The 24350-nt window shown below is 57.3% G+C and carries 23 protein-coding genes; 12 read left to right on the forward strand and 11 right to left on the reverse strand.

Annotated features, from left to right (window positions below; translation table 11 throughout):
- Positions 1–318: 318 nt before the first annotated feature.
- A complete protein-coding gene (locus AC1RKJ_RS06720) occupies positions 319–684 on the forward strand; it encodes a hypothetical protein (RefSeq protein WP_492790295.1) in 366 nt (121 codons plus the stop codon).
- Between the two features lie 1005 nt (positions 685–1689).
- Here the strand turns inward: AC1RKJ_RS06720 and AC1RKJ_RS06725 are convergent.
- Positions 1690–3174: a porin gene (locus AC1RKJ_RS06725; protein WP_492790296.1), complete on the reverse strand. Its 1485-nt coding sequence runs from the start codon at positions 3172–3174 to the stop codon at positions 1690–1692.
- Between the two features lie 597 nt (positions 3175–3771).
- Between AC1RKJ_RS06725 and AC1RKJ_RS06730 the strand changes: the two genes are divergently transcribed.
- Positions 3772–4842, forward strand: coding sequence for a glycosyltransferase family 4 protein (locus tag AC1RKJ_RS06730; RefSeq protein WP_492792663.1), 1071 nt, complete (start codon positions 3772–3774; stop codon positions 4840–4842).
- Positions 4843–4859: 17 nt separating this feature from the next.
- Here AC1RKJ_RS06730 and AC1RKJ_RS06735 read toward each other — a convergent pair whose 3' ends face one another.
- Positions 4860–5237: a hypothetical protein gene (locus AC1RKJ_RS06735; RefSeq protein WP_492790297.1), complete on the reverse strand. Its 378-nt coding sequence runs from the start codon at positions 5235–5237 to the stop codon at positions 4860–4862.
- A 244-nt stretch (positions 5238–5481) separates the two neighbouring features.
- Between AC1RKJ_RS06735 and AC1RKJ_RS06740 the strand changes: the two genes are divergently transcribed.
- On the forward strand, positions 5482–6495 hold the full coding sequence (locus tag AC1RKJ_RS06740; RefSeq protein ID WP_492790298.1) for an MraY family glycosyltransferase: 1014 nt from the start codon (positions 5482–5484) through the stop codon (positions 6493–6495).
- 2 nt (positions 6496–6497) lie between these two features.
- On the opposite strand, the gene AC1RKJ_RS06745 is transcribed toward AC1RKJ_RS06740, so the two are convergent.
- The 4 genes from AC1RKJ_RS06745 to rfaD are packed head-to-tail and all read right to left on the reverse strand — an operon-like array spanning position 6498 to position 12170.
- A complete protein-coding gene (locus AC1RKJ_RS06745) occupies positions 6498–8414 on the reverse strand; it encodes an SDR family NAD(P)-dependent oxidoreductase (protein WP_492790299.1) in 1917 nt (638 codons plus the stop codon).
- Between the two features lie 8 nt (positions 8415–8422).
- Entirely contained in the window at positions 8423–9697 is a 1275-nt protein-coding gene (locus AC1RKJ_RS06750; RefSeq protein ID WP_492790300.1) for an O-antigen ligase family protein, read from the reverse strand.
- Positions 9694–11166: a D-glycero-beta-D-manno-heptose-7-phosphate kinase gene (gene rfaE1, locus AC1RKJ_RS06755; protein WP_492790301.1), complete on the reverse strand. Its 1473-nt coding sequence runs from the start codon at positions 11164–11166 to the stop codon at positions 9694–9696. The genes AC1RKJ_RS06750 and rfaE1 overlap by 4 nt, the downstream gene beginning before the upstream one ends.
- A gap of 23 nt (positions 11167–11189) precedes the next feature.
- Positions 11190–12170: an ADP-glyceromanno-heptose 6-epimerase gene (gene rfaD / locus AC1RKJ_RS06760; protein WP_492790302.1), complete on the reverse strand. Its 981-nt coding sequence runs from the start codon at positions 12168–12170 to the stop codon at positions 11190–11192.
- A 204-nt stretch (positions 12171–12374) separates the two neighbouring features.
- On the opposite strand from rfaD, the gene waaF reads away from it, so the two are divergent.
- The 3 genes from waaF to AC1RKJ_RS06775 all read left to right on the forward strand — a co-directional run bounded on the left by waaF (position 12375) and on the right by AC1RKJ_RS06775 (position 14664).
- Complete coding sequence (gene waaF, locus AC1RKJ_RS06765) at positions 12375–13451, forward strand: lipopolysaccharide heptosyltransferase II (RefSeq protein ID WP_492790303.1); 1077 nt, start codon at positions 12375–12377, stop codon at positions 13449–13451.
- 80 nt (positions 13452–13531) lie between these two features.
- On the forward strand, positions 13532–14125 hold the full coding sequence (locus AC1RKJ_RS06770) for a D-sedoheptulose 7-phosphate isomerase (RefSeq protein ID WP_492790304.1): 594 nt from the start codon (positions 13532–13534) through the stop codon (positions 14123–14125).
- Positions 14122–14664, forward strand: a complete 543-nt coding sequence (locus tag AC1RKJ_RS06775) for a D-glycero-alpha-D-manno-heptose-1,7-bisphosphate 7-phosphatase (RefSeq protein WP_492790305.1) — start codon at positions 14122–14124, stop codon at positions 14662–14664. The genes AC1RKJ_RS06770 and AC1RKJ_RS06775 overlap by 4 nt, the downstream gene beginning before the upstream one ends.
- A gap of 347 nt (positions 14665–15011) precedes the next feature.
- Here the strand turns inward: AC1RKJ_RS06775 and AC1RKJ_RS06780 are convergent, their stop codons facing one another.
- Entirely contained in the window at positions 15012–16001 is a 990-nt protein-coding gene (locus AC1RKJ_RS06780) for a DegT/DnrJ/EryC1/StrS family aminotransferase (protein WP_492792664.1), read from the reverse strand.
- A 48-nt stretch (positions 16002–16049) separates the two neighbouring features.
- On the opposite strand from AC1RKJ_RS06780, the gene AC1RKJ_RS06785 reads away from it, so the two are divergent.
- Positions 16050–16808, forward strand: coding sequence for a methionyl-tRNA formyltransferase (locus AC1RKJ_RS06785; RefSeq protein WP_492790306.1), 759 nt, complete (start codon positions 16050–16052; stop codon positions 16806–16808).
- Here the strand turns inward: AC1RKJ_RS06785 and AC1RKJ_RS06790 are convergent.
- Together AC1RKJ_RS06790 and AC1RKJ_RS06795 are read right to left on the reverse strand one after the other, a co-directional pair.
- Positions 16805–17749: a glycosyltransferase family protein gene (locus AC1RKJ_RS06790; RefSeq protein WP_492790307.1), complete on the reverse strand. Its 945-nt coding sequence runs from the start codon at positions 17747–17749 to the stop codon at positions 16805–16807. The genes AC1RKJ_RS06785 and AC1RKJ_RS06790 overlap by 4 nt on opposite strands.
- A gap of 748 nt (positions 17750–18497) precedes the next feature.
- Complete coding sequence (locus AC1RKJ_RS06795) at positions 18498–18674, reverse strand: helix-turn-helix domain-containing protein (RefSeq protein WP_492792665.1); 177 nt, start codon at positions 18672–18674, stop codon at positions 18498–18500.
- Positions 18675–19195: 521 nt separating this feature from the next.
- On the opposite strand from AC1RKJ_RS06795, the gene AC1RKJ_RS06800 reads away from it, so the two are divergent.
- Both AC1RKJ_RS06800 and AC1RKJ_RS06805 read left to right on the forward strand, forming a co-directional pair.
- Positions 19196–19849 (forward strand): hypothetical protein, encoded by a 654-nt coding sequence (locus tag AC1RKJ_RS06800; RefSeq protein ID WP_492790308.1) that lies wholly within the window; start codon positions 19196–19198, stop codon positions 19847–19849.
- Positions 19850–19869: 20 nt separating this feature from the next.
- On the forward strand, positions 19870–20427 hold the full coding sequence (locus AC1RKJ_RS06805) for a hypothetical protein (protein ID WP_492790309.1): 558 nt from the start codon (positions 19870–19872) through the stop codon (positions 20425–20427).
- 348 nt (positions 20428–20775) lie between these two features.
- Here AC1RKJ_RS06805 and AC1RKJ_RS06810 read toward each other — a convergent pair whose 3' ends face one another.
- Positions 20776–21024: a helix-turn-helix transcriptional regulator gene (locus tag AC1RKJ_RS06810; RefSeq protein WP_492790310.1), complete on the reverse strand. Its 249-nt coding sequence runs from the start codon at positions 21022–21024 to the stop codon at positions 20776–20778.
- Positions 21025–21118: 94 nt separating this feature from the next.
- Here AC1RKJ_RS06810 and AC1RKJ_RS06815 point away from each other — a divergent pair, with 94 nt between their 5' ends.
- Together AC1RKJ_RS06815 and AC1RKJ_RS06820 are read left to right on the forward strand one after the other, a co-directional pair.
- Positions 21119–21949: a YqaJ viral recombinase family protein gene (locus tag AC1RKJ_RS06815; RefSeq protein ID WP_492790311.1), complete on the forward strand. Its 831-nt coding sequence runs from the start codon at positions 21119–21121 to the stop codon at positions 21947–21949.
- Positions 21950–21974: 25 nt separating this feature from the next.
- Positions 21975–23144 (forward strand): ERF family protein, encoded by a 1170-nt coding sequence (locus tag AC1RKJ_RS06820; protein ID WP_492790312.1) that lies wholly within the window; start codon positions 21975–21977, stop codon positions 23142–23144.
- A gap of 62 nt (positions 23145–23206) precedes the next feature.
- On the opposite strand, the gene AC1RKJ_RS06825 is transcribed toward AC1RKJ_RS06820, so the two are convergent.
- Positions 23207–23548: a hypothetical protein gene (locus tag AC1RKJ_RS06825; RefSeq protein ID WP_492790313.1), complete on the reverse strand. Its 342-nt coding sequence runs from the start codon at positions 23546–23548 to the stop codon at positions 23207–23209.
- A gap of 193 nt (positions 23549–23741) precedes the next feature.
- Here AC1RKJ_RS06825 and AC1RKJ_RS06830 point away from each other — a divergent pair, with 193 nt between their 5' ends.
- Entirely contained in the window at positions 23742–24347 is a 606-nt protein-coding gene (locus AC1RKJ_RS06830; protein ID WP_492790314.1) for a hypothetical protein, read from the forward strand.
- Positions 24348–24350 lie beyond the last annotated feature (3 nt).

Here is a 24350-nt window from a genome sequence, read left to right on the forward strand (position 1 = left end):
ATGAACGTCAATCCCGTCGTTCACTTGATGAACATCATAACTAATTGAATTTATTGTATATTTTTAGTTGTTATAAATTGATATAACCCTCCTGAGATGCGTCGCCTCTCGGCGGCCTCCAATTGGCTTCCACGAAACGCCAACATCTCAACATTCCACTGAGAGTTTTTCGTAAAGCTGACCACTCAACGTCTTGGTGATGCGACAGGTCATGGCGAGGTTCCACGGGGACGTACACAGCCAAAAAGCGACCTCACTTTTCGGCATGGATACTGCTAGAATGGCAGCGTAATCATCAGGATCAGAGCCGTTACTCAAATGTTTAGCTATTCTGAACTCGAAAACTTCTTTGAGCGCGCCAAGCAGCGATCTGACCTTTTCTCTCTCAAGGAGTGGCAAGGCCGACCCGGCATCATTTTGAGGCATGATGTCGATTTTGAAGTTTTGCCTGCATGGGGAATGGCTCAAATCGAGAAGAAGCATGGCCTCCGCGCGTCATTCTTCTTTTTGCCATCTTGCGAATTTTACAACCTTGCCTCGCGGGAAAATCGCAGATTGCTTCGTTCGATGAGTGATGACGGCTTTGACATAGGCCTGCATTTCGACCCGCTCATCTATCCCGGCGAATCCGCCGAGGGACTTGAAAAAAAGCAAGGTCGGAAGCGCTCTGGCTTGCCGACTTGATTGGCTCAGAATTTCAGGTACTGGCGTATTCGCCTGCCCCGCTTGAGCATATAGGGCTCAATTCAAATCGATCCGGTCATTTACCCTCATTGGTGTGAACGCATGAACAGAATCTCAGGGCTCTTTTTCGCGGCCATCATCACTCTCCCAATGGTTGGAGCAGCCTCAGCAGCGCCCCTGCCGGGACGGACAGGCTTGACCGAGAACAACGTCGTCGTGGTTCAATACGGCGGTAATCTTTGCGGCAATTGGCATCGGGAATGCGCAAGACTGTACGGCCAGGGCTCCCCGAACTGGAATGCCTGTATGAACCAGCCACAGGCGAGATTCGACTGTGGTCGCGGAGGCGGATATGGCGGTGGCTACGGTGGCGGATATGGCGGCGGCGGGTACGGCCAAGATCTCTGCGGAAACTGGCAACGCCAGTGCTCACGGCTGTACGGCCGCAGGACTTATAATTTCCAGGCCTGCATGAACCAGCCGCAGGCGCTGGAGGACTGTGGGCGTTACTGACCGTCCGCTACGGCTCAATCCTGCCCTCGTAGTCACAGACCTTGTCAAAACCACATCGGCTGAAGTGGAGGCAAGAGTGAAAACTCTCGTCTCTTTCATGATCAGTTCCGGCGGTCTGTTCCGGGGCCCACTCCGTCCGACATGCGCATACGCCTTTTGCTGACAGGAATCATCTGACGAGCTTCGCTCGTCAAAGCGCCCGCAGCCTCCACGGCAGTCCGGCTTGATTTCGCATGGCCTGCCAGCGCGGCAGAGAACAGGCGCTCTCGGTCATCAACTCGCGAAGTTCAAGGACATTCATACCCGGCTGGGAAGATAGCATTCAGCCTGGGTTTATGCGCCCGGCTCGCCATCATGTTGAGACTGGCACGGGAACAACAAGCGCCACTCGAACAACCGCCACACAGGCAGCCTCCAACAAAAAAACCCCCGGCAGTTTCCTGCCGGGGGTCTTTTGCAGTTCAGATAGTAATCGCCGTGAGGCGGTTACGATCAGAAGGTGCGGCGAACGCGGAGGCTGCCATGCAGCGTGCCGAGGTCCTTGAAGTCATAGGTCGCGGCTGGCTTGAACGCACCAGGAGCGAGACCAGCAGATCCGGTGAAGGACTGGTCGAGCGCCGTGTACATGATTTCCGCCGAGAACGTCAGGTTCTGAACCGGGGTCCAGCCGAGACGGGTGCCGATCTGCCAGATCGCGAAGTCTGGGTTACAGCTGTAACCGTTAGCCTTCGGACCGCTGATTGCATTGAACATATTGCAATACAGGTTGGTCGCATTTCCGTTGAAGTTGATCTTCGAGTACGAACCGAACACGTCCGATTCCCAGTACTGGTTCCAGTTGTGCACGAAGCCGGCACGAACACCGAACGCGTCGGTCTTTTCAATGCTGGTGCCCTGTCCGTAGACGCCGTCAGCGTTCAGGCCGAGAGCAACGGTCTGGTAGCTGAGCGGGTTGGACGAAGGACCATTGTACACAGCGTACGAGTTACCGAAGGTGCCGCCGATGACGTAACGGTTTGCGCCGTTCGCGTAAGCAACGTCAATGGTGAACTTGTCGCCGGGGCCGGTCGGAAGGTTCTTCAGCTGAAGACCGCCCTGAACCGCGAAGCCCCAGGTATCCGACGGATGACCGGTGGTTTCGTTCGCGCCGTAGTAGTTGGCGTGAATGTTATGCGCAGCTGCGGACAGCTGTGCAGTGAACGCAGCCTGATCGACGCGGATGTTGCCGACGATGTCAGGAGCAGCGTTGCCGCCGTAAGCGTTGGTGTAGGTGCTGCCAGCGATCTGGGCCGCCGTGATGGCGGTGCCCGGGTTCACGTTGAGCAGAATCCCGCGGTCATAGCTGTTGCCGGCGAGCGTGGTCTTCGGCTCTTCGATACCCAACTGGGCCGAAACGCCGTTGCCGAACTGCCAAGTGTAGTTGATGTTGCTCACGCCAGTTGCGTTGTCATGGCCGCCCAACAGCGACGAGGTGTTGTTGTTGGCGCCAGCGCTGTGCCACGGCGTCGAATAAGCCGAAACCGACTTACCGAAGGTGAAGCCTGCGAACTGAACGAAGCCGTAGTCGACTTCGATCGAACCGCCGGCGACTGCGTCGGTGTTCGAAGTGAACTGGAACTTCACGTCCCAGTACGAACGAACAACGCCGTATTCAGTGGCGGTGCGGGTATCAACCGTAAACTGCGTGCGCTGACGGGTGGTGAAGGAATCCATGTCGCGGCTGCCGAACGCGTTGTTGCCCTGAATGTAAGGGCTGTCATACGTGTTCGAGTTCAGGTTCACGTCGAACTGAACGTAGCCACCGATCTTGATGCAGGTCTCGGTGCCGGGGATGTAGTAGAATCCGGCGCCATAAAGGGAGCAGATCTTCACGTACTGAACGGCTTTCGCCTTCACCGGAAGATCAGCTGCCTGTGCCCCGGCGATCGCGACGAAACCCGCCGCCGAACCCAGGATAAGGCTCTTAATCTTGCTCATAAAACCTCCAAGTTTTGCTCTGTTAGGGAAGGTTCCGGTCCGTCGGTGTAAGCCACACCTAAGGGTAGTTCCCTTAATCCCCGCTAACCGCCTGGTCGCCTCGCGCTTTCGGACACTCCCGCTGAACGCGAGCGACTTAAGCGAAACTTCCAAGCAGGACGACCTCGGGATGCCCCCCTCCGTCGCTCCACAGACAATGGCGGAACATGACTGAGTTGCACAAGATTTGATTAGCTACTGCTCGAATTTCGTCACACTGATGTGACTTTATAGCCACATAACAGGGAACCCACATAAAGACAAAAACACTAGCAATTTCATTTGCTTACATCGGAAGGAAGTCATTCGTTAGCGACAAGTTAAGCCACGATCGCCCATGCCGCGCGGGGGATAAGACATCATGCATCGTCACTTTCGGTCCGAATCGTGACGATCAAATTTCGCGGTTTGCTGACGTTAGGCTATTCAAACCATCTTTATCGTTCCGACCACCTGCCCATCGGAAGCGCCAGGTTGAATTCCACCGATTTCCCCGCAAAAAAGGCGCTGCTCTACCTCGCAAACGAGGATTGGGCTTTCGTCCAGCATCGATTGCCCATGGCACGCGCCGCGCGGGCGGCTGGCTTTGATGTTCACGTTGCAACAAACGTATCGACACAGGCAGAGGCCATACGCGCCGAAGGCTTTGTGCTTCATCCCATATCGCTCAGGCGCGGCAGCCGCTCTCCGATCGACGCCATCGCATCGATAAGGGCCATCCGAGCCATTCAACAGCGGATCAAGCCGCAGTTGCTTCATCATTCCGGCCTGCAATGCTGCGTCCTCGGCGGCCTCGCGTCGCTTGGGATGGCGATACCGCAAGTCAATGCGATGACTGGCCTCGGCTATGCATTCACCGGAACGTCTGCCCGCGCGCAGACATTGCGCTTCATGATCTCGGCCGTGCTTCGGTTTTTGCTCAATCGCGACAACTCGACCACCCTCGTCCAAAATCCGGATGATCAGCAGACTCTGGAAGGCATGGGCATCGCCTCCGCCAATATCCGGCTCATTCCGGGCTCCGGTGTCGACACAGATATGCTGACACCTCTTCCCGAGCCCGACGGCGCAGTCACGGTCGGCTTCGCCGGCCGGCTTCTGACCGACAAAGGCATTCGCGCGCTCGTTGCCGCGCAGCGCATTCTTCGCGCGCGCGGCGCGGATATCAACCTGCTCATCGCCGGCGAACCTGATCCGGCCAATCCCGCATCGGTGTCGCTCGAAGAAGCACGCCAGTGGAGCAACGAACCCGGCATCACATGGCTCGGCCACGTCGAGGACATCATTTCGCTCTGGCGGCGATCACATATCGCGGCGCTTCCCTCCCACCGCGAGGGTTTGCCGAAAAGCCTGCTCGAAGCCGCCGCAAGCGGCCGGCCGCTGATTGCCGCCGATGCTCCCGGCTGCCGGGAAATCGTTATTCATGAACGGACAGGGCTGCTGGTGCCGATCGAGGATCCACCCGCGCTGGCCGATGCGATTGAAAAGCTCGCCCTGTCGAAAGAACTCAGAGCCGGCTATGGCGTGGCTGCTCGTCAACTCGTCGTGGAAAAAATGTCCGCGCAAAGCATCGGCGCTGCCACCGTGGCCCTCTACAAAAAATGTCTACAGCAATCCGCGCGAGCGTGACGGTGTTGGCGGACGATCTATCCGGACTGCGCAAGAGGGGCAAAGCTGCGCGCTTCGCACCCATCGTTGATAACAGCCGGCCGCCAATTAACCACCGTCTCTCCTTTCAGGAAAAACGCGAAGTAGCGCCACCCCGTCGGAAAATTGGAACGCATGCACACCGTCCATTTTTCGGGACCTGATTGCGCCTCATTGGTTCCGACGTCGGAAATTTCCGCGACACCCGTCAACTTCATCTGTTCGGTAATCTTGTAAACCTGGTCGGCAATGACGCGTTTCTGTCGGGCATCGGGCGCCGACTGAGTGCCGCCGCCATCCTGCACATCGAAAAAGAACGTGCATCCGCTGAGCAGCAAGGCTGCCAGCACCACCTGCAGCGATCGAATGAAAATCAAGGCTCACTCCCCGACTGGCCCGGTCCCTTACTAACGCTTCGGCAAGCCTCTGAGAAGCGCCGTCGCCCGTTAAAGATCGGATGACTTCATCAGCGCTCACGAATTGACCACGCATTCCGGGAGCGTTGTCACCTGCGGCGAGTTTGATTAAAGAGGCACCAGCGCCTTGTGCGAGATCATTGCGGTTTCGATAGACTTGCCGCCGGCGCGCGGCATCAAGCGCTGACGGGATGACCCTCGTTTCATGATGACTTTATACCCCATAGCAATCGCACTGGCGGCTTGCGTCGTCTGCGCCTTGCTGATCGTCTTGCTGCGCCCTCTGCTCATGCGTTACGCGCTGGCGCGGCCGAATGCGCGGTCGTCGCATGTTGTGCCGACGCCGCAGGGCGGCGGTGTCGCAGTGATCGTTGCAGTGATGTCATCGATCGTCCTTTCGATAGCTTTTTTCGGTACAGTTGCTGATCCGGTATTGCTGACGATTTGCGCGGCAACGGTCCTCCTCGCCTTCGTCGGCGCATATGATGACTTGCGGACGATGCCCGTCGCGCCTCGCTTGTTGCTACAAGCGGTCGCAGTCGGCGTGGTTCTCGCGACTCTTCCTGCAGAATTTCATCTCGTGCCGTCCTTGCCCGTCTGGATAGAGCGCGCGTTGTTGCTGGTCGGTGGACTATGGTTCGTCAATCTCGTCAATTTCATGGACGGTCTCGACTGGATCACGGTCGCAGAGACCATTCCCGTCACAGTCGCATTGGCGCTATTCGGCCTTTATGGTCAGTTGCCTCCGGGCCCAACGCTCGTTGCGCTCGCGCTCTGCGGCGCGATGATCGGCTTTGCACCCTTCAATCGACCCGTTGCCAGACTTTTTCTCGGCGACGTCGGCAGTCTGCCGGTCGGCTTGCTGGTGGGATGGTGTCTGCTTCAACTCGCAGGAAGCGGTCATCTGATCGCCGCACTGCTGCTCCCGTTGTATTATCTCGCCGATGCCACGATCACGCTTTTCAGACGCCTGCTGAATGGTGAGAAGATCTGGATCGCGCACCGTTCGCATTTCTATCAGCGAGCGACCGACAACGGCTTCAGCGTGATGCAGGTCGTCGGCGAAGTCTTCGTTTTGAACGTCGTTCTCGTGGGCCTTGCCGCATTATCGATCTGGCTGAAATCAGCCTATGTCGAGGGCATGGCGCTCGCATTGGGCGCGAGCGGCGTGGCTCTCGTGCTCAGTCGGTTCTCACGGCCGCGCGAACCGCTTCGCTAAGGTTACGCAGCCCCGTTCTTGAATTCAGGGATCGCGTCCGTCAGCACGCCCACGATGACGTTGCGCTGCTCGCTTCCGACAGCCTTCTCCAAGGTAGACAACCACCGCTGCAAGGTATCGAGCGGAGGCTCGTTAGGGCGCGCCGCGACGATGCCGGCAATGCCGATATCCGCGGTCGGTTCTTCATGGGCGAACAGAATTTCGTTCAGACGCTCACCGGGCCGGACGCCGGTAAACACGATCTCGATGTCATAACCCGGCTGAAGACCGGACAGCCTGATGATGCGCTCGGCAAGATCGACGATCTTCACGGGCTGTCCCATGTTCAGGACATAGACGGAAACATCGGGCCGGATGGGACCAAGCGCGTGAGTTGCCGCTGTCACCACAAGATCGCACGCTTCACGAATGGTCATGAAATAGCGGACCATATCCGGATGCGTCACGGTGACGGGACCGCCTGCCTCGATCTGCGCCTTGAATTTCGGAACCACCGATCCGTTCGACGCCAGCACGTTGCCGAAGCGGACGGAGATCAGCCGCATCGGGGTCTTTCCGTTCGCCCGGTTCATCAATTCGCGGTCAAGCGCCTGACAGTACATTTCCGCGAAACGCTTCGTCAGGCCAAGCATCGACACCGGCTCGATGGCCTTGTCGGTCGAGATCATCACCATGGCGTCGGCGCCGGCGCCCGCGGCCGCATCCGCCACATTCACGGTGCCGAAGATGTTGGTTTTGACGCCCTCACCCCAATCCCGCTCCAGGATCGGAACATGCTTGAGTGCCGCCGCATGAAAAACGATGTTCGGCTTGAATTCGGTAATGAGATGCGTGATGCGCGCGCGATCGCGAATGTCGGCAATGCGGCCTTCGACAACCGTCGCCGGAAATTTTTCTTTCAGGCTCTCCACCACCGCGTGCAGCGCAGGCTCCGAATTTTCAACGATCATCAAGCGCGATGCACCGAACGTCACGACGCGGCGGCATATTTCGGAGCCGATCGATCCGCCGCCGCCCGTCACGACGACGGATTTCCCCTTCACGAACGTTTCAAGCCGCTGGTAGTCGATCTTGACGCTCGGCCGCAGCAGCAAATCCTCCACTGCCACCGGCGCAAGCTGCGGCGCTTCTCCGCCACCTTCCAGCGACGGCAAACGACTGACCACCAGCCCAAGTTTCCGGGCGCGCGTCAGCACTGACTCGGGCGATGCATCGGCCTCGAAGGCCGAGGGGAGCATGATGAGGCGCTCGATGGGCCTCGTCCTGCGTGAAAAATCAGCGACGATATCGGAGAGATCGTCGATTCCGCCAAGCACCGAGATGCCGCGAATCGATTGTCCTCGATCCGAGATCGACGGCGACAGCACGCCAACCGGCCATGTCCGCTTCACGGCGCCGCTTTCGATCCCGCGCAGCAACACCTCTGCATCGGCGGCGCGGCCGACCAGCAATGTCGGCGACGCATCGAGATTGCGCGCCTGGTTAAGCGTCCGGGTGTAGCGGAAATAGCGATAGGCGACGCGCAGGCCGCCGAGCGCGAAATTCTGCAGGAACCAGTAGATGATGATCGTCGTCTTGCCGAAGAAGAATGTGCCGTAGATATTCGGCGAGATAAAAATATAATCCAGCACCAGCAACATCATCGCCAGCACCGTCGACGTCTTCACGATATTGAAGAAATCCGGCAGCGAAATGAACCGCCACTTCGTGGTGGTGAGCTTGAAGATGTAACAGACGATGATGCTGAAAATAATGAAGTAAGGCAGTATCTTCAGCAGCAGCGGCAAGCGCTCGATAAGGCCGCTGCCTTCGAAGCGCAGATAGAAACTCGCAATAACCGCGAAGATCGTCGCCAAGACGTCGTGGATGATAATCAGGACGTTTCGCCAGGTGAGGCGCGGAAATCTGATTCGGGACATGGCCATGGCTACGCCTGTCCCGCATCAGTTGTCGATGGTCTTCGCAGACCGACGACGCCTCCCGCCACGCCGACCGCCAGCACGTAGATCCAGCCCTCGGTAAAATCGAACAGATGAGAGTTCAGCAACGAGCTTACAAAATTCTCCGTTACGGCGACCAGACCGATCCATCCGGCGAGACCGGTTGCGCCAACGAACAATTTCAGGTGCATCAACCACATCGCGTACAAAACGATGACGCCGATCAATCCCCACTGAACGGCAACGTTCAGGGTCTGGTTGTGTGGATTGCCAATAATGTCCGCCGAAACGCCGGTCTTTCCGATGGCGTCCTTCTCAAAGAGTCCTCTTGTGGAGCCAGTTCCATGTCCGGCAACGGGCGCTTCCGCGATGAACCTGATCGACTTGCGCCAGAATTCCAGACGCTGCCCCGTCGAGGTGACGGCGTTGTTCTCGTGGTAGTCCTGATATTCCGTGATCACTCTGGAGGTACGCTCACGCAGATAGGGCGATGACATCCAGCCGATCGCACCCGCGGCCACGACAGCGGCCATAATGATCAGGACCCCGCCGCGCTTGAAATGCATGACGGCGAAAACAACAAACAGCACCGGGATGCAGACCAGGACAGTCCGCGAACTTACAACAAAAATCATGTTGGCAAGAAAGACCACGCCGAGCCCCATCAGACACATCGCCAGCGTTTTCCGGTTCGTTCTCGACACATAAACAGCCGCCCCAAAGGCGCTGAAGGCGCAAAGCGCAAATTCCTGGCTCTGTGAGATGTAGTTCTTGACCGGGATGCCGATGGCGCGCGTCGGGTCGAACGACAGACGCGGATCGGCAAAACTCAGCCACGACATCAGCATGACGACCGTGCATGACGCCAGAAATCCGAGGGCCACCCACAGGCCGCGCCCGGACCTTTCAAAATGATAGATCAGAACGGGGATCGCCAGCAGCTTGGCGACCGGACTGATGCCTTTCAGACGGGCGGCCCATGGCGTATCTGTCGCCCACAGCGTCCCGACAACGGCGAGCGCAAAAAACAGCAGCGGAATGGCGCAGGCCGGCCGCTTCATCGTGTCGAGAAAATCCTGCAGATCGATAGTCGGGATCAGCAGCAGCAGCCAGACCGCCGCAAAGATCGCGACAAGCGAGGTCGACCACGGCAGCGAAACCGCCAGAAGGACCACCGCGATGTCGGCCGCCCTCGTCCACGCCGCCGCGTTGCGCCGGACGAAAGGCACGACGCCAATCCCGCTCGACGCGTTTGCGATCATGCGCGGTTCTCGCGCGCGCGCTTGACCAGCGACGTTGTGCTGTGCCCCGGCAGAATATCGACAAGAACGATCTCGCCGCCGTTTGCCGTGACGATTTCGTGACCAACCACCTGCTCGCGGCTGTAATCGCCGCCCTTCACAAGCACGCTGGGCTTGATCTCGGTGATCAGTTCCAGCGGCGTATCCTGTTCAAAGATTACGACGAGATCGACCGCCTCGAGTGCCGCCAGCACCTCGGCGCGCGCGCGCTCGTCCTGTACGGGACGTTCGGGTCCCTTCAGACGCCGCACCGATGCATCGCTGTTGAGGCCCACGATCAGGCGATCGCACGCGGCGCGCGCCTGCGTCACAACACGCACATGGCCTGGATGCAGGATATCGAAGCAGCCGTTGGTGAAGCCGACGCGCAGCCCTTGCCTGCGCCACGCTTCGAGGTGCGTTTTGAGATCGGCGGCGTCCGAGGCGATTTTCTCTTCGGCGGCAAGCGACGCGTGCGGCAGAATCTTCCGCCGCAATTCGGCAACTGACACTGTTGCCGTACCCGGCTTGCTGACGGCAACAGCGGCAGCAGCCGTCGCGCAGCGCAGTGAGGTGTCCCAGTCCGTGCCCGCAGCCAGTGTCACCGCCAGCACCGCAGCCACCGTATCGCCGGCGCCGGACACATCGCGGACCTTCGCAGGCTGCGCCGGGATATGGATCAGAGTGCCGTCGCGATGCGCGAGCGTCATGCCGTTTTCGCTTTGCGTGACCAAAACTGCCTCGGCGTCAGCCGTCCGCAGCGCCTCGATCGAGGCATCGGCAATGTCGGCATCGGACTGGATGCGCCGCCGTGTGGCTTCCGCAAATTCCTTGCGGTTCGGCGTCAGCAATGTCGCTCCGCGATAGATCGCGAGATTGGCGCTCTTCGGATCGACGATGACGCGCTTGCCGCGCTTGCGCGCGGCATCGATGACATTGCGGATCACCCGCGCGGTCAGCACGCCCTTCGCATAGTCAGACAACAGCACGATGTCCGCCCGCGGCAGCGCAGACACGACGGCATCGATCAATTTTTTCTCGGTCGCTTCGGAGGCCGGCGCCGACAGCTCCCAATCGGCCCGCAGCATATGCGTCGAGAAATGCTCCGACACAAAGCGCACCTTGCGCGTGGTCGGCCGCGACGGATCGATGACCAGAATTGGCTCGATGAGTTTTTCTTTGGCGAGTTCCGCCTTCAGCGTGTCGCCTGCCACGTCGCTACCGACGAGCCCCACGAAAATGCATTTTGCGCCCAGCGAGGCGATATTGCGCGCGACATTGCCCGCGCCGCCGACATTGGTTTCGCTGCGCTGGACCGCAATCACTGGCGCCGGCGCTTCCGGCGAAATACGCGAGACTTCGCCATAGACGAATTCATCCAGCATCAGATCGCCGACGCACAGCACGGTCTGGCGGACAATCGCTTGCGACAGCGCGTCGAAATCAAACATGAAAACGCATCCCTGTTGCGCGATCAGCGGTAGCGATCGGGCCGGTCGAGAAAATCCCTGACGTAGCTGCCGACGGCATCCTCTAACACCGTGAAGCCGCCATTGTAGCCTGCGCCGTGCAGATGATCGACCTCTGCCTGCGTGAAGTATTGATAACTGCCGCGGATTTGTTCCGGCATGTCGATGTATTCGATATTCGGCTTCGCGCCGAGCGCGCCGTAAGCCGCTAGAATCAAGTCGCGGAAACTGCGCGCCTTGCCGGTGCCTACGTTGTAGATGCCATTCACGGACCGCGTCGCCAGCAGCCACATGATGACACGCACCACATCATCGACGTGAATGAAATCGCGCCGCTGATCGCCGTCGGCGATGCCGTCGCGATGCGACTTGAACAACTGCACGACGCGGCCGGACTTCACGTCGTCGAAACGCCGCGCCAGCACGCTCATCATCGTGCCCTTGTGGTACTCGTTCGGCCCGAACACGTTGAAGAACTTCAGACCCGCCCATTGCGGCGGCATCTTCTCACCCTTCGCGAGGCGTTCAACCACCGCCATGTCGAACAGATGCTTGCTCCAGCCGTAGAGATTCATCGGCCGCAGCGTCTTCAGCGCCGCAAGCGAAGCATCGTCGCGAAATCCCTGCTCGCCGTCGCCATAGGTCGAGGCGGAGGAGGCATAAATGAACGGAACGGAATTCGCCGTACACCAGTCGAGCAGCCGCATCGACAAGCGGAAGTTGGTTTCGATCACCAGATCGCCGTCGGTCGCGGTGGTCTCCGAGATCGCGCCCATATGCACGATGGCGTCGAGCTTGCGGCCATTGAGCCATTGCATCAGTTCCGCCGGCGGAACGATGTCGGCGAGCTGGCGCTTGGCGAGATTGCGCCATTTGCCGTCGTGCCCGAGAAAATCGCACACCGCCACGTCCGCGCGGCCCGCATCGTTGAGGGCGGCGACGACATTTGACCCGATAAAACCGGCTCCACCGGTCACCAGCAGCATGAAGGAATCCCGCCCGATTGATGCGGGTCACCTTTGCCTCAGTCCCGCCCGGCAGGCAACTCACGTCGGTTGACTTGGTGAAGGCTTGGAGGCTCCCCCGGTGTGCAAAAAACGCAACTGGACGTCGCGCAAACGACGCTGTAACCGGCTGATCGTGCACAATTCTACCCGTTCCACGAAAACCCGCCGCAAAGCCTTGAATAAATGAATATAAATTCATTTCTAAACGACTTGCAGGTTGCGCCCGATCCCTCGGAAACCAGTCCGGTTCTGGTCATTCCGTACATGTGGATCGGAGATTTCGTGCGCGGTCACACCGTGGTGCGGGTCCTCAAGGAACGCTGGCCCAACCGTCCGGTCGATCTGCTGGTTACGAGCCTCTGCGCGCCCTTGGTCGATTACATGCCCGGCGTCCGCAGGGGCATCGTCTGGGACCTGCCACGGGGGCGACTTGCCTTGGCCAAGCAGTGGACGCTGGCCAAACAGTTTCGGGAGGCCGGCTACGGCACCGCTCTGGTGATGCCCCGGACGTGGAAGTCGGCCATTGCGCCGACGCTTGCCGGGATTCCACAGCGAACCGGCTTTGTCGGCGAGGTCCGGTTCGGACTGATCAACGACTGGCGCTGGGGCGAGCGAAAGATGCCCCGGTTTATCGACAAGAACGCCGCCCTCGCCCTGCCCGCCGATGCGCCGCTGCCAGAGGCATGGCCGGTGCCGCAGCTCGTGGTGCCATCGGCGGAAGTCGCGGCGTGGCGGCAGGCCAACAATCTCGGCCAGAGCGCCGCAGTCGCGCTAGCACCGGGATCGGTCGGGTCGTCAAAACGCTGGACCTATTATGCGGAGGCGACCCGCATGTTCGCCGAACAAGGTCTCGACGTCTGGGTGGTGGGCGGTCCCGGTGAAAAAGCCATCGCCACCGAGATCGTCAATGTTGCCGGACCGCGGGTCCGCGACCTCACCGGCAACGATCTGCGCAATGGCATCATGGCCATGGCCGCGGCCAAAACGGTGATCTCCAACGACTCCGGCTTGATGCATATCGCGGCTGCCATCGGCACGCCTGCTATCGGAATTTTCGGCCCGACCAGTCCCTATCACTGGGCACCGCTGAACGGCCTCGCCGCCACCATCAAGCGGGCGACTAACCTGCCCTGCCAGCCCTGCCACCGCCCCGTTTGCACCCAGAACGATCATCATTGCATGCGCGACATCCCGGCCTCGCAGGTCGTGGAGACAGCGCAGGGCGTGATGGCGGCGGCCGGAGCAAGCGCGGCGCATTAAGTATCGCGCGCTGGCCGCTCTTGCGCCGGTATCGCGCCGTGACTACCACTGACGTGCAACTTGAACGAACACGGTGACATGTGAGCCAGGATCGGATCGCAGCACATTTTCAAAGCTCTCTTAACGGGCTGACCAAGGCCGCGCAGAGCAGTGAATTGCTTGCGACGACGCATACGATTGCGCGCACGGTCGCCGATACCCTGAAGGGCGGACACAAGCTGTTGCTGATCGGCAATGGCGGCAGCGCCGCCGACGCCCAGCACATCGCCGCCGAAATCGTCGGCCGCTACAAGCAGGAGCGTCCCGGCTGGGCGGCGATCGCGCTGACAACAGACACCTCTGCGCTGACCGCGATCGCCAACGATTACGGCTTCGAGCAGATCTTCGCGCGGCAGGTGCAAGGCCTCGCCCGTCGCGGCGATGTGTTGTTTGCGCTGACCACCTCCGGTCGGTCACCGAATATTCTCGCAGCACTTCGAACGGCGCGCGATCTTGGCGTTACAACGGTCGGCTTCACCGGCACAAAGGGCGAAAGCCTGCGCGCCTCCTGCGATCATCTCTTCATCGCGCCGAGCGACGATACACCGGTGATCCAGCAAATTCACATGATGGCGCTGCACGCGATCTGCGACGAGGTCGAGCAAACGCTAATCGGCGCGACGAAGGCAAAATGACCGGCGACAAAAAGCCCGCGGCGTTTCTCGACCGCGATGGCGTCATCAATCTGGACGATGCCTATGTCGGCACCCGTGACAGACTCCGGTGGATGCCGGGCATCGCCCCCGCAATCAAAAGACTGAATGATGCAGGCTACTTCGTTTTCGTCTTCACGAACCAGTCGGGCGTTGCGCGCGGCTTTTTCTCCGAGGATGACGTCCGCTCGCTCCATGAGTGGATGCGCAGCGAACTGGCGCGCGACGGCGCACGCATCGACGATTTCCGGTACTGCCCACATCATCCCGATGGAACGGTTCCGGCGTACACACGCGAATGCGACTGGCGCAAGCCGCAGCCGGGGATGATCCTCGACCTCATGAAGCACTGGCCGGTCGACAGGGAGCGCAGTTTAGTCATCGGCGACAAGCAGCGCGATCTCGACGCGGGCCTGGCGGCGGGGATCAGGGGCTATCTGTTTTCCGGGAACGACATCTCGGGATTTGTCGAAGAGATCTTGGGGAAACAGCTACGCGCAGACACCCCTTCTGCCAATTGATTTAATTATCAGATTGTACAGTTGTTGTTTCCCACGCACAAAATCGGCCTTCCCTACCCATCCCCTGTCAAAATCTTTGTCGGCCTAATCTAAGGCGCCGATAATAAACGGACCACACCCAAGCACTTTCCAGTGTCACCCAATAGACAAACGGGGACAGCTGTCCCCGTCGCGATGTTGATTCAGATAAGCGTCAATCTTCCGGATCACCTCTCAATGCCTTTATTTATTTTTGTTCAGATCCAGCAATGCTGCTCTATGAGAACAAAGCCGCGCAGTATGTTCGCATGTCGACAGACATGCAGCGACATTCCATCGAGAAGGAGAGCGAGACCCAATCCGGTTAATTACCGCTGGTCTGACCCGCCCTGTAAAGTGAGCGATCGGGTCGCTCGGATAACCTGGGTCATTTCCTCGTCGTTGAGAGCGGGATAAATCGGAACTGAGACGGTCGAATTAAACATTTTCACCGCGTTAGGGTAGTCGTCGTCCCGCCTCCCAAACTTGCGATGCAAGAGCGCATCGACGCCTCGCCGTACAGACACTCCTTGCTCGGCATATTCCGATTGGATCTTTTCGAACTCACCGATCATCAAAAGCGGGAATCGAAAGTACATGGATTTTTGACTTCTGACGCCCGCTGTCGTCGAAGATGGCATCTCTTTTAGATATCGCGCCGCAATCTTTTTGCGCGCCTCCATCATCGCGGCATAATTTTCTAACTGAGAGATTCCAAGAGACGCCTGTAGGTCGGACATTGCCGGCGTCGCCACCCTCAACGATCTCACCAACGACTTGTCACGGAATACCGCCGCCCCGCCTTCGCCTGTTGTCAAGCATTTCGTAGCGTGAAACGAATAGAAGCCAGCATCTGATTTCAGTCTTGATATACCAAAGCTCTGGCAGTGATCCTCGATCATTGGGATTCCGAGATCGCCGACATCAGCTTCTATGCCAAAGATGTTGACTACAATGGCGGCCTTGGTGCGCGTTGTGATCTTTGACTTAATGGAATTTCGGTCTGCGTTCCATGACGGACCAGAATCGCAAAGAACAGGAACGGCCCCGATGGACTGAACCGCAAACGCCACGCTCTCGCACACGTAAGTTGGAAGGATCACCTCGTCCCCCGCTCCAACACCAAGCGCGACAAGACAGGCTACTTCAGCAGACGTCCCACTCATTGTCGCCAACGCCGCAGAGCCGCCGGTCCAAGCTAGCAGCCGCTCCTCAAAATCCTCCGTAACGGCACCGTTAGCCAACATTCCCGACATTAACTGACGGGAGACCGCTTCGATGTCCTGCTGGCTTATCAGAGGCTTTGAGTGTGGTATCATAGCCAATTCAGCTCTCGTCTTTCCTCGATGCGCAATCCCAGGATGACCATGGATATTCTGTACTTCGCTGGCGGACCAAGGGAGCGCGTTTTAGATCGCATTCTCACTCACGGGCACACAATTTCATGCCTGTATGTCAACTCTCCAAAAATATTCCCGCGCGTCATCCCGACCATTGAGATGGCAACCGCCCGGAACATACCGATTAAGGTGATCAGGAGGAAGGCCGACCTAGAGAGCATTGCCCCCGAATTACGCGGCAAGCTCTGCTTATCTGTCGGCTTTTGCTACGTCCTTCCACCAGCCGTATTTAAATCGGCCGACGCTTTTCTTAACGTGCACGGGACCCTGCTCCCGAAGTTTCGAGGGATGGGCACGTCGCCGTGGCTAATCGAGGCCGGCGAACAGGAAGCCGGCGTTACCATCCATCTGATCGATGAGGGAGTCGATACCGGCGACATCATCTTGCAGAGGGCGATACCCGTGTCCCCTTTCGATACCTATAGAAGCATCACGCGAAAGGTTCTCGAAATAGAACCATCAGCGGTTGTGGACGCCCTAGCGATATTCCAAAAGCACGGCCGGTCAATTGCTCGACCGCAGCCAGACTTGGCTGGTCCAGAATTTCCAAACCGTAAACCTGAACACTCCGAGATAGACCCCTCAAAATCACTCTCCGAACTATTCAACAAAATAAGGTCATCTGACCCCGATCGTTTCCCAGCTTATTTTTTTCACGAAGGCGAGAAGGTCTGCATCAAAATGTGGCGCCCGGACAAGGGCGAAGATGAAGGCGATATGATCTAAGTCTCGGGTGAGGGATTTGGACGAAACAGGGTCCGTAAAGCAACTTCGCGGCGTTGCAAAATTTTGTCGTGAACAGCGCCAAAGAGAAACCTTGTCGCTTCGTCTGAATGATACTTCTCCACATAGGCGCGTCCCGCCCTGCCGTTCCTTTCTCGAAGAGAGGGATCTGTCACCAACTGCTCAAGGACAGTGTCGATCGTCTCCGGCGTGGCGGAAAATATGGGGCACTCATTGAGATAAGAACATTCTCGAAGGTGTTTAATCGTTGGATTATCTGAAAGGTTTGCAATGACAGCAACACCCGTCGCCATTCCCTCCATTGCGGAAAGGGCGTACCCGCGAAAAACCAATTGCTCTACCAGAATGTCTGCCTGATGCATCCTATTAGCGACTTCTAGGTTCGAAACTTTCTCGACAAGATCGAGATCGATCTTCAGGCCCTTGGCCTTCAGTCTCTCAACTGCGTCAAGAAGGAATTGGGTACCCTTGAATTTTCGATGGTTAGGGGTATGGATAATCCGAACAGGGCCGTTCGTCCCGTCGTTCATCGAATATCGTTCAGACATCGGCCACAGCGAAGTATCGATGGTCAGTGGAGAGACGCTAGGGCAATCATTCCGCGCCACGTCTGGCACTGGACCTGTAATCACGGCGTCCGCAAATTTGTTCCAACGGTCGACTTGCCGAATGATCTTCCTCTGCTGACGCGCGGTTTGAGGATATTCCTCCTGTAAGGCGTCCCGGAATCGTGGATCTGCCACCTCTGAGTAAATCCAAGCATCGCCGCCGTAAGGGGTGATTACCGTCTTGACCCCGAATAATTTGAAAAGCCAAGGTTCAATGCTCGCGAACATGGTCGCGCCGAGAGGACCGCCGTTAAAGTATCCGTGAAAAACGCTTGCATGCGATAATAAATAGGCGTTCGCGAAATAGGGTGTCACCCACTCACTTAGCCACCAAGTCCGCTTGAAGAACGCTGGCACTAGATCGGAAAAATAGACGTCGAAGTCACTGACGTTAGAATTCGAAAATCGGTGGGTGACCAAAGATTTGGAGCGAATCCCGACCTTCGCAAACGCGCGCGACCAATATTTTACGTTTATGATGGGGACGACCCCCCACACTAGTTCTTTCTCTGTCCTTCGCCGCATAACAGCCGCGTAGGCCACCGACGCGACAAGCGAGACAGACTGAACTACAACAGAAGAAGGGCGCAGTATTAAACCAAGCATTTCCGAGAATTACAGGCAGACGCCAACCACAGCAAGCGGCATCAAAAGAAACTCAGAAACCGAAGCCCATCGCGCAGCCCCGCGCCGCGACACCTGCACGGAATTCGGCGCCGGGTTTGTGCGGATGCCGGGCTCGGGACATCTGCGTTCGCGTCGGCAGGTCGATCGATGTGGGCGTCAGCATGGCGCGCTAAAGCGCGACCGCCCTCGATGCCGCTATTTCTTGCGCGGATAGTCTGATGGCGGCTGCGTATAAGGCTGCGAATACTAATCCCAATACCTGTCGCGATTCCTGCCCGCCGCCACGTGCCGTCGCTGGTGCGGTCCCTGAGATCAACGAACTAATTATGGCAAGAAAAGCAGCGGCGATCTTTGCTGATCGATACATTCTCGGCCTCCGAATACTGGCGCTTCAGAGCAATCGATACTGTTCCCCAATCTTAGCGCGAGCGGTGCATCACTCGTGCAAAAGCTCGCTCGGCTTAACTTTCAGACCACGTGCGATGCGAGCAATATTATCTATCGAGACGTTCCGCTCTGACCGCTCGACGCCGCTCAAATAGGTTCGGTTTATCCCGCACTCGAAAGCCAGAGCTTCCTGACTCAATTTCCGAACGGCACGAAGCCGACGCATGTTTCGCGCCAGAACATCCCTAAGCGGCCCTTTGTGAGTCTTTTTCACACTCCGATTTCTGCGGATTGCCGCTTTTAAGGCGACCGCTTTTAAGTTACATTCGTGACTATAATCGTCGCTGGCGACCCTGCCTGAGGTCTGCTCATTTTTGCTGCGGGTAAATTATGAGACTGGTTTTAGCTTCGATCACGCTGCTGGCTATCTCTGCGGCCCAAACGCCTTCGCATGCCCAACGGGTAAATCCGGAAACCGCTATAGATCAACTGATGCAGTGGTCCCTTGAGGACATTGCGCGTCGGAGAGCCAGAGATCGCGAAGCAGAGGTAGCCGACGAAGCACAACGGAGGCTTCCGGATCTATCGCAATACGGCACCCCTGTCGAAACCTCGCCTCGCAGATCGAGCCAAAGTCGTCCTTCCAACGAGATTCATTGCAGGACAATGGATTTGGGCGACGGTGATAGCGCCACACATTGTTTCTAGAGCGCAGCCCATGCCGTCATTGAAATTTTGAGCGCCGGTATGAAACTGGTCACCTGTAACTCATGCGGGATGAAAAACAGGGTATCATTTACCTTTAAGCGACGCCCTTGGTGCGGGAGCTGCCGCGCGGCGCTTCCGGAACCGATTATAACCAAGGTTACTCGATACTCGTACCGAGGTCGCTATCTGGGGGCGGTCATCTCGGTGCTAACCCTCTTATCTATCTGGAGACCGCTCCCAGCTTTTGATCTGTCGGACCTGTGGACACGCTTTCAAACCGCTCAACAGCGAGAAGCCGACAAAGACCTTTGCGAAGTTTATCCGCAACCTCGTTCCGGCCTGTATGCCCGATATTCGCAGGCGGCCGGCGTTGCACCGCTAACCATAAAGACGCGCCCCGGCTTGAACTATTTTGTGAAGCTGGAAGATGCAACCACACGCATGCCGGTTATGACGTTCTATTTTGAAGGTGGGACCACTTTACGAGCAAGTGTTCCGCAAGGGTCTTTCGTATTGAAATACGCGACCGGAAAATCATGGTGCGGCGATCGTGACCTGTTTGGAAAATCTACGACTGTTAGCAAGCTCCGTCAGCTCTTCAGTTTCGCGGAAGGTGAAGGCTACACCTTAGAGCTAATCCTCCAAACGCAAGGCAATATGCACACGGACCGGATAAGCCGCGACGCCTTCTAAAAGTTGGATTCCGAGCGACTATGCCCAAGATAACAGCCACTCCAGATCACTACGTTCTATTGTGTGCAAGCCAGTTCGCCATGACGGCTAAGAAATACAGACTGGCCGCCACGAGTGAAGAGAGACAGACGTGCTGCGAGCTTCTGCATTACATCCAGAAATCCGGCGTCCTGGAAGCTGAATGTGAACGTAACCGCAGGCACCGGCACCTTCCCAATGACATTGTCAGGGCGCTTAAGGAAAGAAATAGTCCAATTCTTAACCGAACCATCAGTGAAGCCGAAGCTGAGCTTGTGAGATCCGTATGCTCCATCCCGCCTGTGGCGACACTTGTGCGCCTTTCCACCGACGATCTTGTTAATCTCGCGGACCTGTTTGAAGGCTGGGCTCAGAACAGCAGGCTGGATACCTTGATGATGGTGAAATTGTTGGGTTGGGCGGACGGATTTCGTTCTTTGGTGGGGGCGGTCGGACCTGATCACCAGCCTCCGGAGAGGGACGACGAAGAACAGGATCATCTATTAAAGTTCATCGCAACCACGATGAGAGCAAGATATCGGGATTACCCTCCGCCCTAAGATCGAAGCGGCTAAGGGCCTCGGAATTGGATCGCGCCATCGCGGCAAAATTTCTGCGAGCAAAGCCTTCTGATTCCTCGATAGATACTTTGGAACGCCAGCGCCGGAAGCTAAATGGATCGGGCGACAGGCAACTTGGAAACTAACACCAAGCGCGTTGTAACCTCCCAAAAGCACGCCCACCGATGGTCCGCGCTTCGTCCCGGGCTTGTTTCGGAGACACAAGGGCCACGTAGTCTTCTTTGGATGCGGTCCACAGCCGCCACCCGGGCCAACAGAATCGAACCAGACTCGAAAGATCGCCGACCCGATGCGCCGATCTTTTAACGCCTTCCAGAAATCCGATTTTTATTTGCGCAGCCGCACGCCGGGTCCAGCGCCATTACGTGCAATGAACTGAATCCCTGCCTTTTCCAAAGCCGTTTGAAGTGCATGGACAGCGTCTCGCGACACGTCGCGCCGGGCTTTCTCAAAATCCACAATTGTAGACAGCCCAAGCCCCGCCAATTCAGCGAGGGCAGGCTGCGTGATGTCGAGCATGGCCCGTGCTGCCCGGCACTGGCCCGGAGTGATGGCGTGTAAAATTTTAATTGACATATGATAGATCGCATGGTTCAACATAAAATGTTGATAGATATACTCGCTCAGGCGAACGCAGATTTACCCTGAAACATTCGTTGGAGAATAGCCAATGGCGATTTCTACAGAAAAACAAACACATCTCGATAGACGGCACTTCATCGGAGGGTCCGACGCTCGCATTATTATGGGCAAGGATGAAAAAGCGCTCCTCCGCCTCTGGAAGGAAAAGCGGGGTGAGGTGGGCGGACTCGACCTCTCGGGCGAATTGATCGTTCAACTGGGTCTGGTGACGGAGGATCTCAACAGGCGTTGGTTCGAACGCCAATCTGGGCAGCGGATTGTCGCCGTCCAGCACCGCGCCATTCATCGCGTCTTTCCCTGGATGGCCGCTACCCTTGACGGCTTGGTCGAGACCACGGGCGCGGTATTTGAGGCCAAGTTTATGCTGCCATGGTCATTCTCAGAGGTGGCCGCAGCCGAGAAGCACATGGCTCAGCTTCAGCACAATATGCTGGTCGCGGACACGAAGAAATCGGTGCTGTCCATCATCAACGGCGGCGGCAAATGGGTGGAACTGTCCATCGAGGCCGATCCTATCTACCAAACCGTCCTGATCGCTGCAGAGAAGGCCTTCTGGCGAGCAGTGAAAACAGGGGATGCGCCGGCCCTGTTCGACTGCGAGCCACCGAAGCCGCGGATTGAAGCGGTCAGGGTTGTCGATATGAACGCCTCGAATTCGTGGGCGGAGTTCGCGTCGTTGTATCTGGAAACTCGTGGCGCTCATCTCGAGCATGAACGCGCCAAAGGGGAGCTTAAGATCCTAATGCCGGAGGATGCCAAGGAAGCCATGGGTCATGGCATCCGCGCCAAGCGCTCCAAATCCGGCGCCGTCAGTTTTGATTTGGTCGAAATGGAGGCCGCTCATGCACCGGTGCAGTGAGAGCGTTGCCGCCATCGCGACTGCCTTGGCCAAAGCCCAAACGGAATTGTCCAATCCTGAAAAATCGATGACCGGGACCATTCATCACAACAACCGGGACGACAACCCTCAGACCTTCCGCTATGCGCCGCTGGCCAGCGGCCTTGACCTTGTTCGCAAGACGTTGGGCGGACAGCAAATTGCGATTGCGCAGACCACAGACATTGATCGGGTCAACGGTGTGGTCAACCTGACCACGATCCTGATGCATACGTCCGGAGAGTGGATATCCTCGGATTGGCCGGTCTGCGCGCTGTCGGACGCATCCGCACCGCGCCGAATGGGGGCAGCACTCACCTACGCTCGCCGCTACGCACTTTTCACGCTGGTTGGTATCGCGGGGGAGGATGATCTGGATGCTCCGGATCTGCCGCGCGACGAGGCACGCGCGGGGGCCCGTGAACGGACGACGACACGCAACAATGCTTCTGCCCAATCAAGTGTCATGAAAGCTGCTATCACGAACGTTCAACCGCTGTTGGATGACGGGGTCACGTTGCTTTCGGATATCGAAGCTTGCGTAACTCTGGACGATTTAAGAGAAAAGGCTCCGGCTTTACTCAAGGTCAAAAATACGCTGCCAGCACCCGATGCAAAGGTTATCGAAGAAGCCTTTGCCCGTCAGTTGGCTGCGTTGAGCCCGGAAGATGGTTTGCCTATAAGTTTGGTCGACGTCCCGCCTGTCACTCAGCCCGTGGAGCTTGCATTCAACGCAGCTCAAGAAGCGGAGTTACCTCCGAAGAAAAATTCCCCCAAATCAAAGCGAGCAGGTACGCATCGCAAGGTCGTAAGTCAGGAGTTAGGCGACCGGAAGATTGATAAAAGCGCGCTCGCCCTGGCCGAGCCGCGGCGCCTCAGAGACAAAGATCACTTACGTTTCGTGGCCTCTCAGCCATGCCTGATATGTGATCGCGCCCCGGCCGACGCTCATCATTTACGGTTCGCACAGCTACGCGCAATGGGCCGCAAAACCAGCGACGAATTTACCGTGCCACTTTGCCGCGCGCATCATCGGGAAAATCATCAGACCGGTCGGGAGGAGATGTGGTGGAAAAATTGGAAAATCGATCCGCTTCAAGTCGCCGCTAGCCTCTGGCGAAGGTCGCGCAAACACTCAGAGCAAATGAGCGCTGAAGCGAAGCACCCGGGATTGTAGTTAATAAGCCAGCGCTGGTTTCCACAAGTAAGGCTGATCAGCTTGGTGTAGGCACCTTGGGACTAAGCACTCGTTGAAGGGCAAAACTTCGTGGCTAATTCACGAGCCTCTTGCAGCGCTTGGGCATAACGTGTGGTCGCTCGCACAATAGCCGTATGCTCTTTCACGTAATGCAGATAGTAATCAAGCCGAGCGATCAGCTCTTCACGGATTACGATAGAAAATACTTGAGATTCTTTGATCGCTTTCCGCAACGCGGCCTGCAGCTTGATCTTACGCTGCTTCAATTCAGCATCGTCAGATTCCTCCACAAGGCAATCAGCCGCCCTGTCGCGAGCCGTCTTAAAGAGACCGGTGTACATGTCAAATACGTTGACCACGTGCGCCATATCCATGATTTCCAAGCGAACCTCCCCACAGAATCAGAACGGTAAAAAGCTCGTAGGGAAATAGCGGCGGCAATGTGGTGTCCTTTGACAAAGGCTCAGAAACTCACACCAGAATCTTGTTGATCGTCTAAAATGATTCTTGTTTTTTCAACTTGGAAAGCGCGCCCTACCCGAAGCTTGATTCGACGCTTCTGCTCGGAATGATTCGGTGCCACAGTCGATTGCGAAATCACCGCTGGGAAAAATCCCAAAGGAAATAGCCGCTCTTTTGGGCGAGCCAAATCTCGTACGGGGCGAAAGCCCTGAAGAGTTTCATTCGTTGCTTCTCTCCATCGCAAACGCGACAGGCACTCATGACATTGTCGGTTGGTCGTGGTGCAGCGACATCGCATATCAAATCTGGGAAGGCCGTCGCTTTCGGCGCATTCGCTCAGGCATTTTGGTCGAGGCCCAAGTGCAGGTGGTGGAGGAACTGCTCAAGTCGACCTACGATGCCGAAAACGTAGTTGCTGCACATCTCTACGTTATCATCGATGCAAAGAACGAGGCTCGTAAATGGGCGAGCAATCCCGAGTTTGGCGGAAAGATTGATGAGCGACTTGCCCTCCGGGGGTATGATCGCAACTCGGTTCTTGCGAAGGCCTATTTGCGCTGCATCGTGCCACTTACGCAAATTGATCGGAGCATCACCGATCTCGAAACCCGCCGCATGGCGACTCTTCGCGAGATCTCGCGCCATGATGCTGCGATGGCGAGACGTTTTGAAGATTTACCGAAGATTATCGACGGCGAATTCAGCGAGGCTGCCGAATAGTTA

It is taken from the genome of Afipia sp. GW822-FHT04G07 (genome assembly GCF_058800765.1).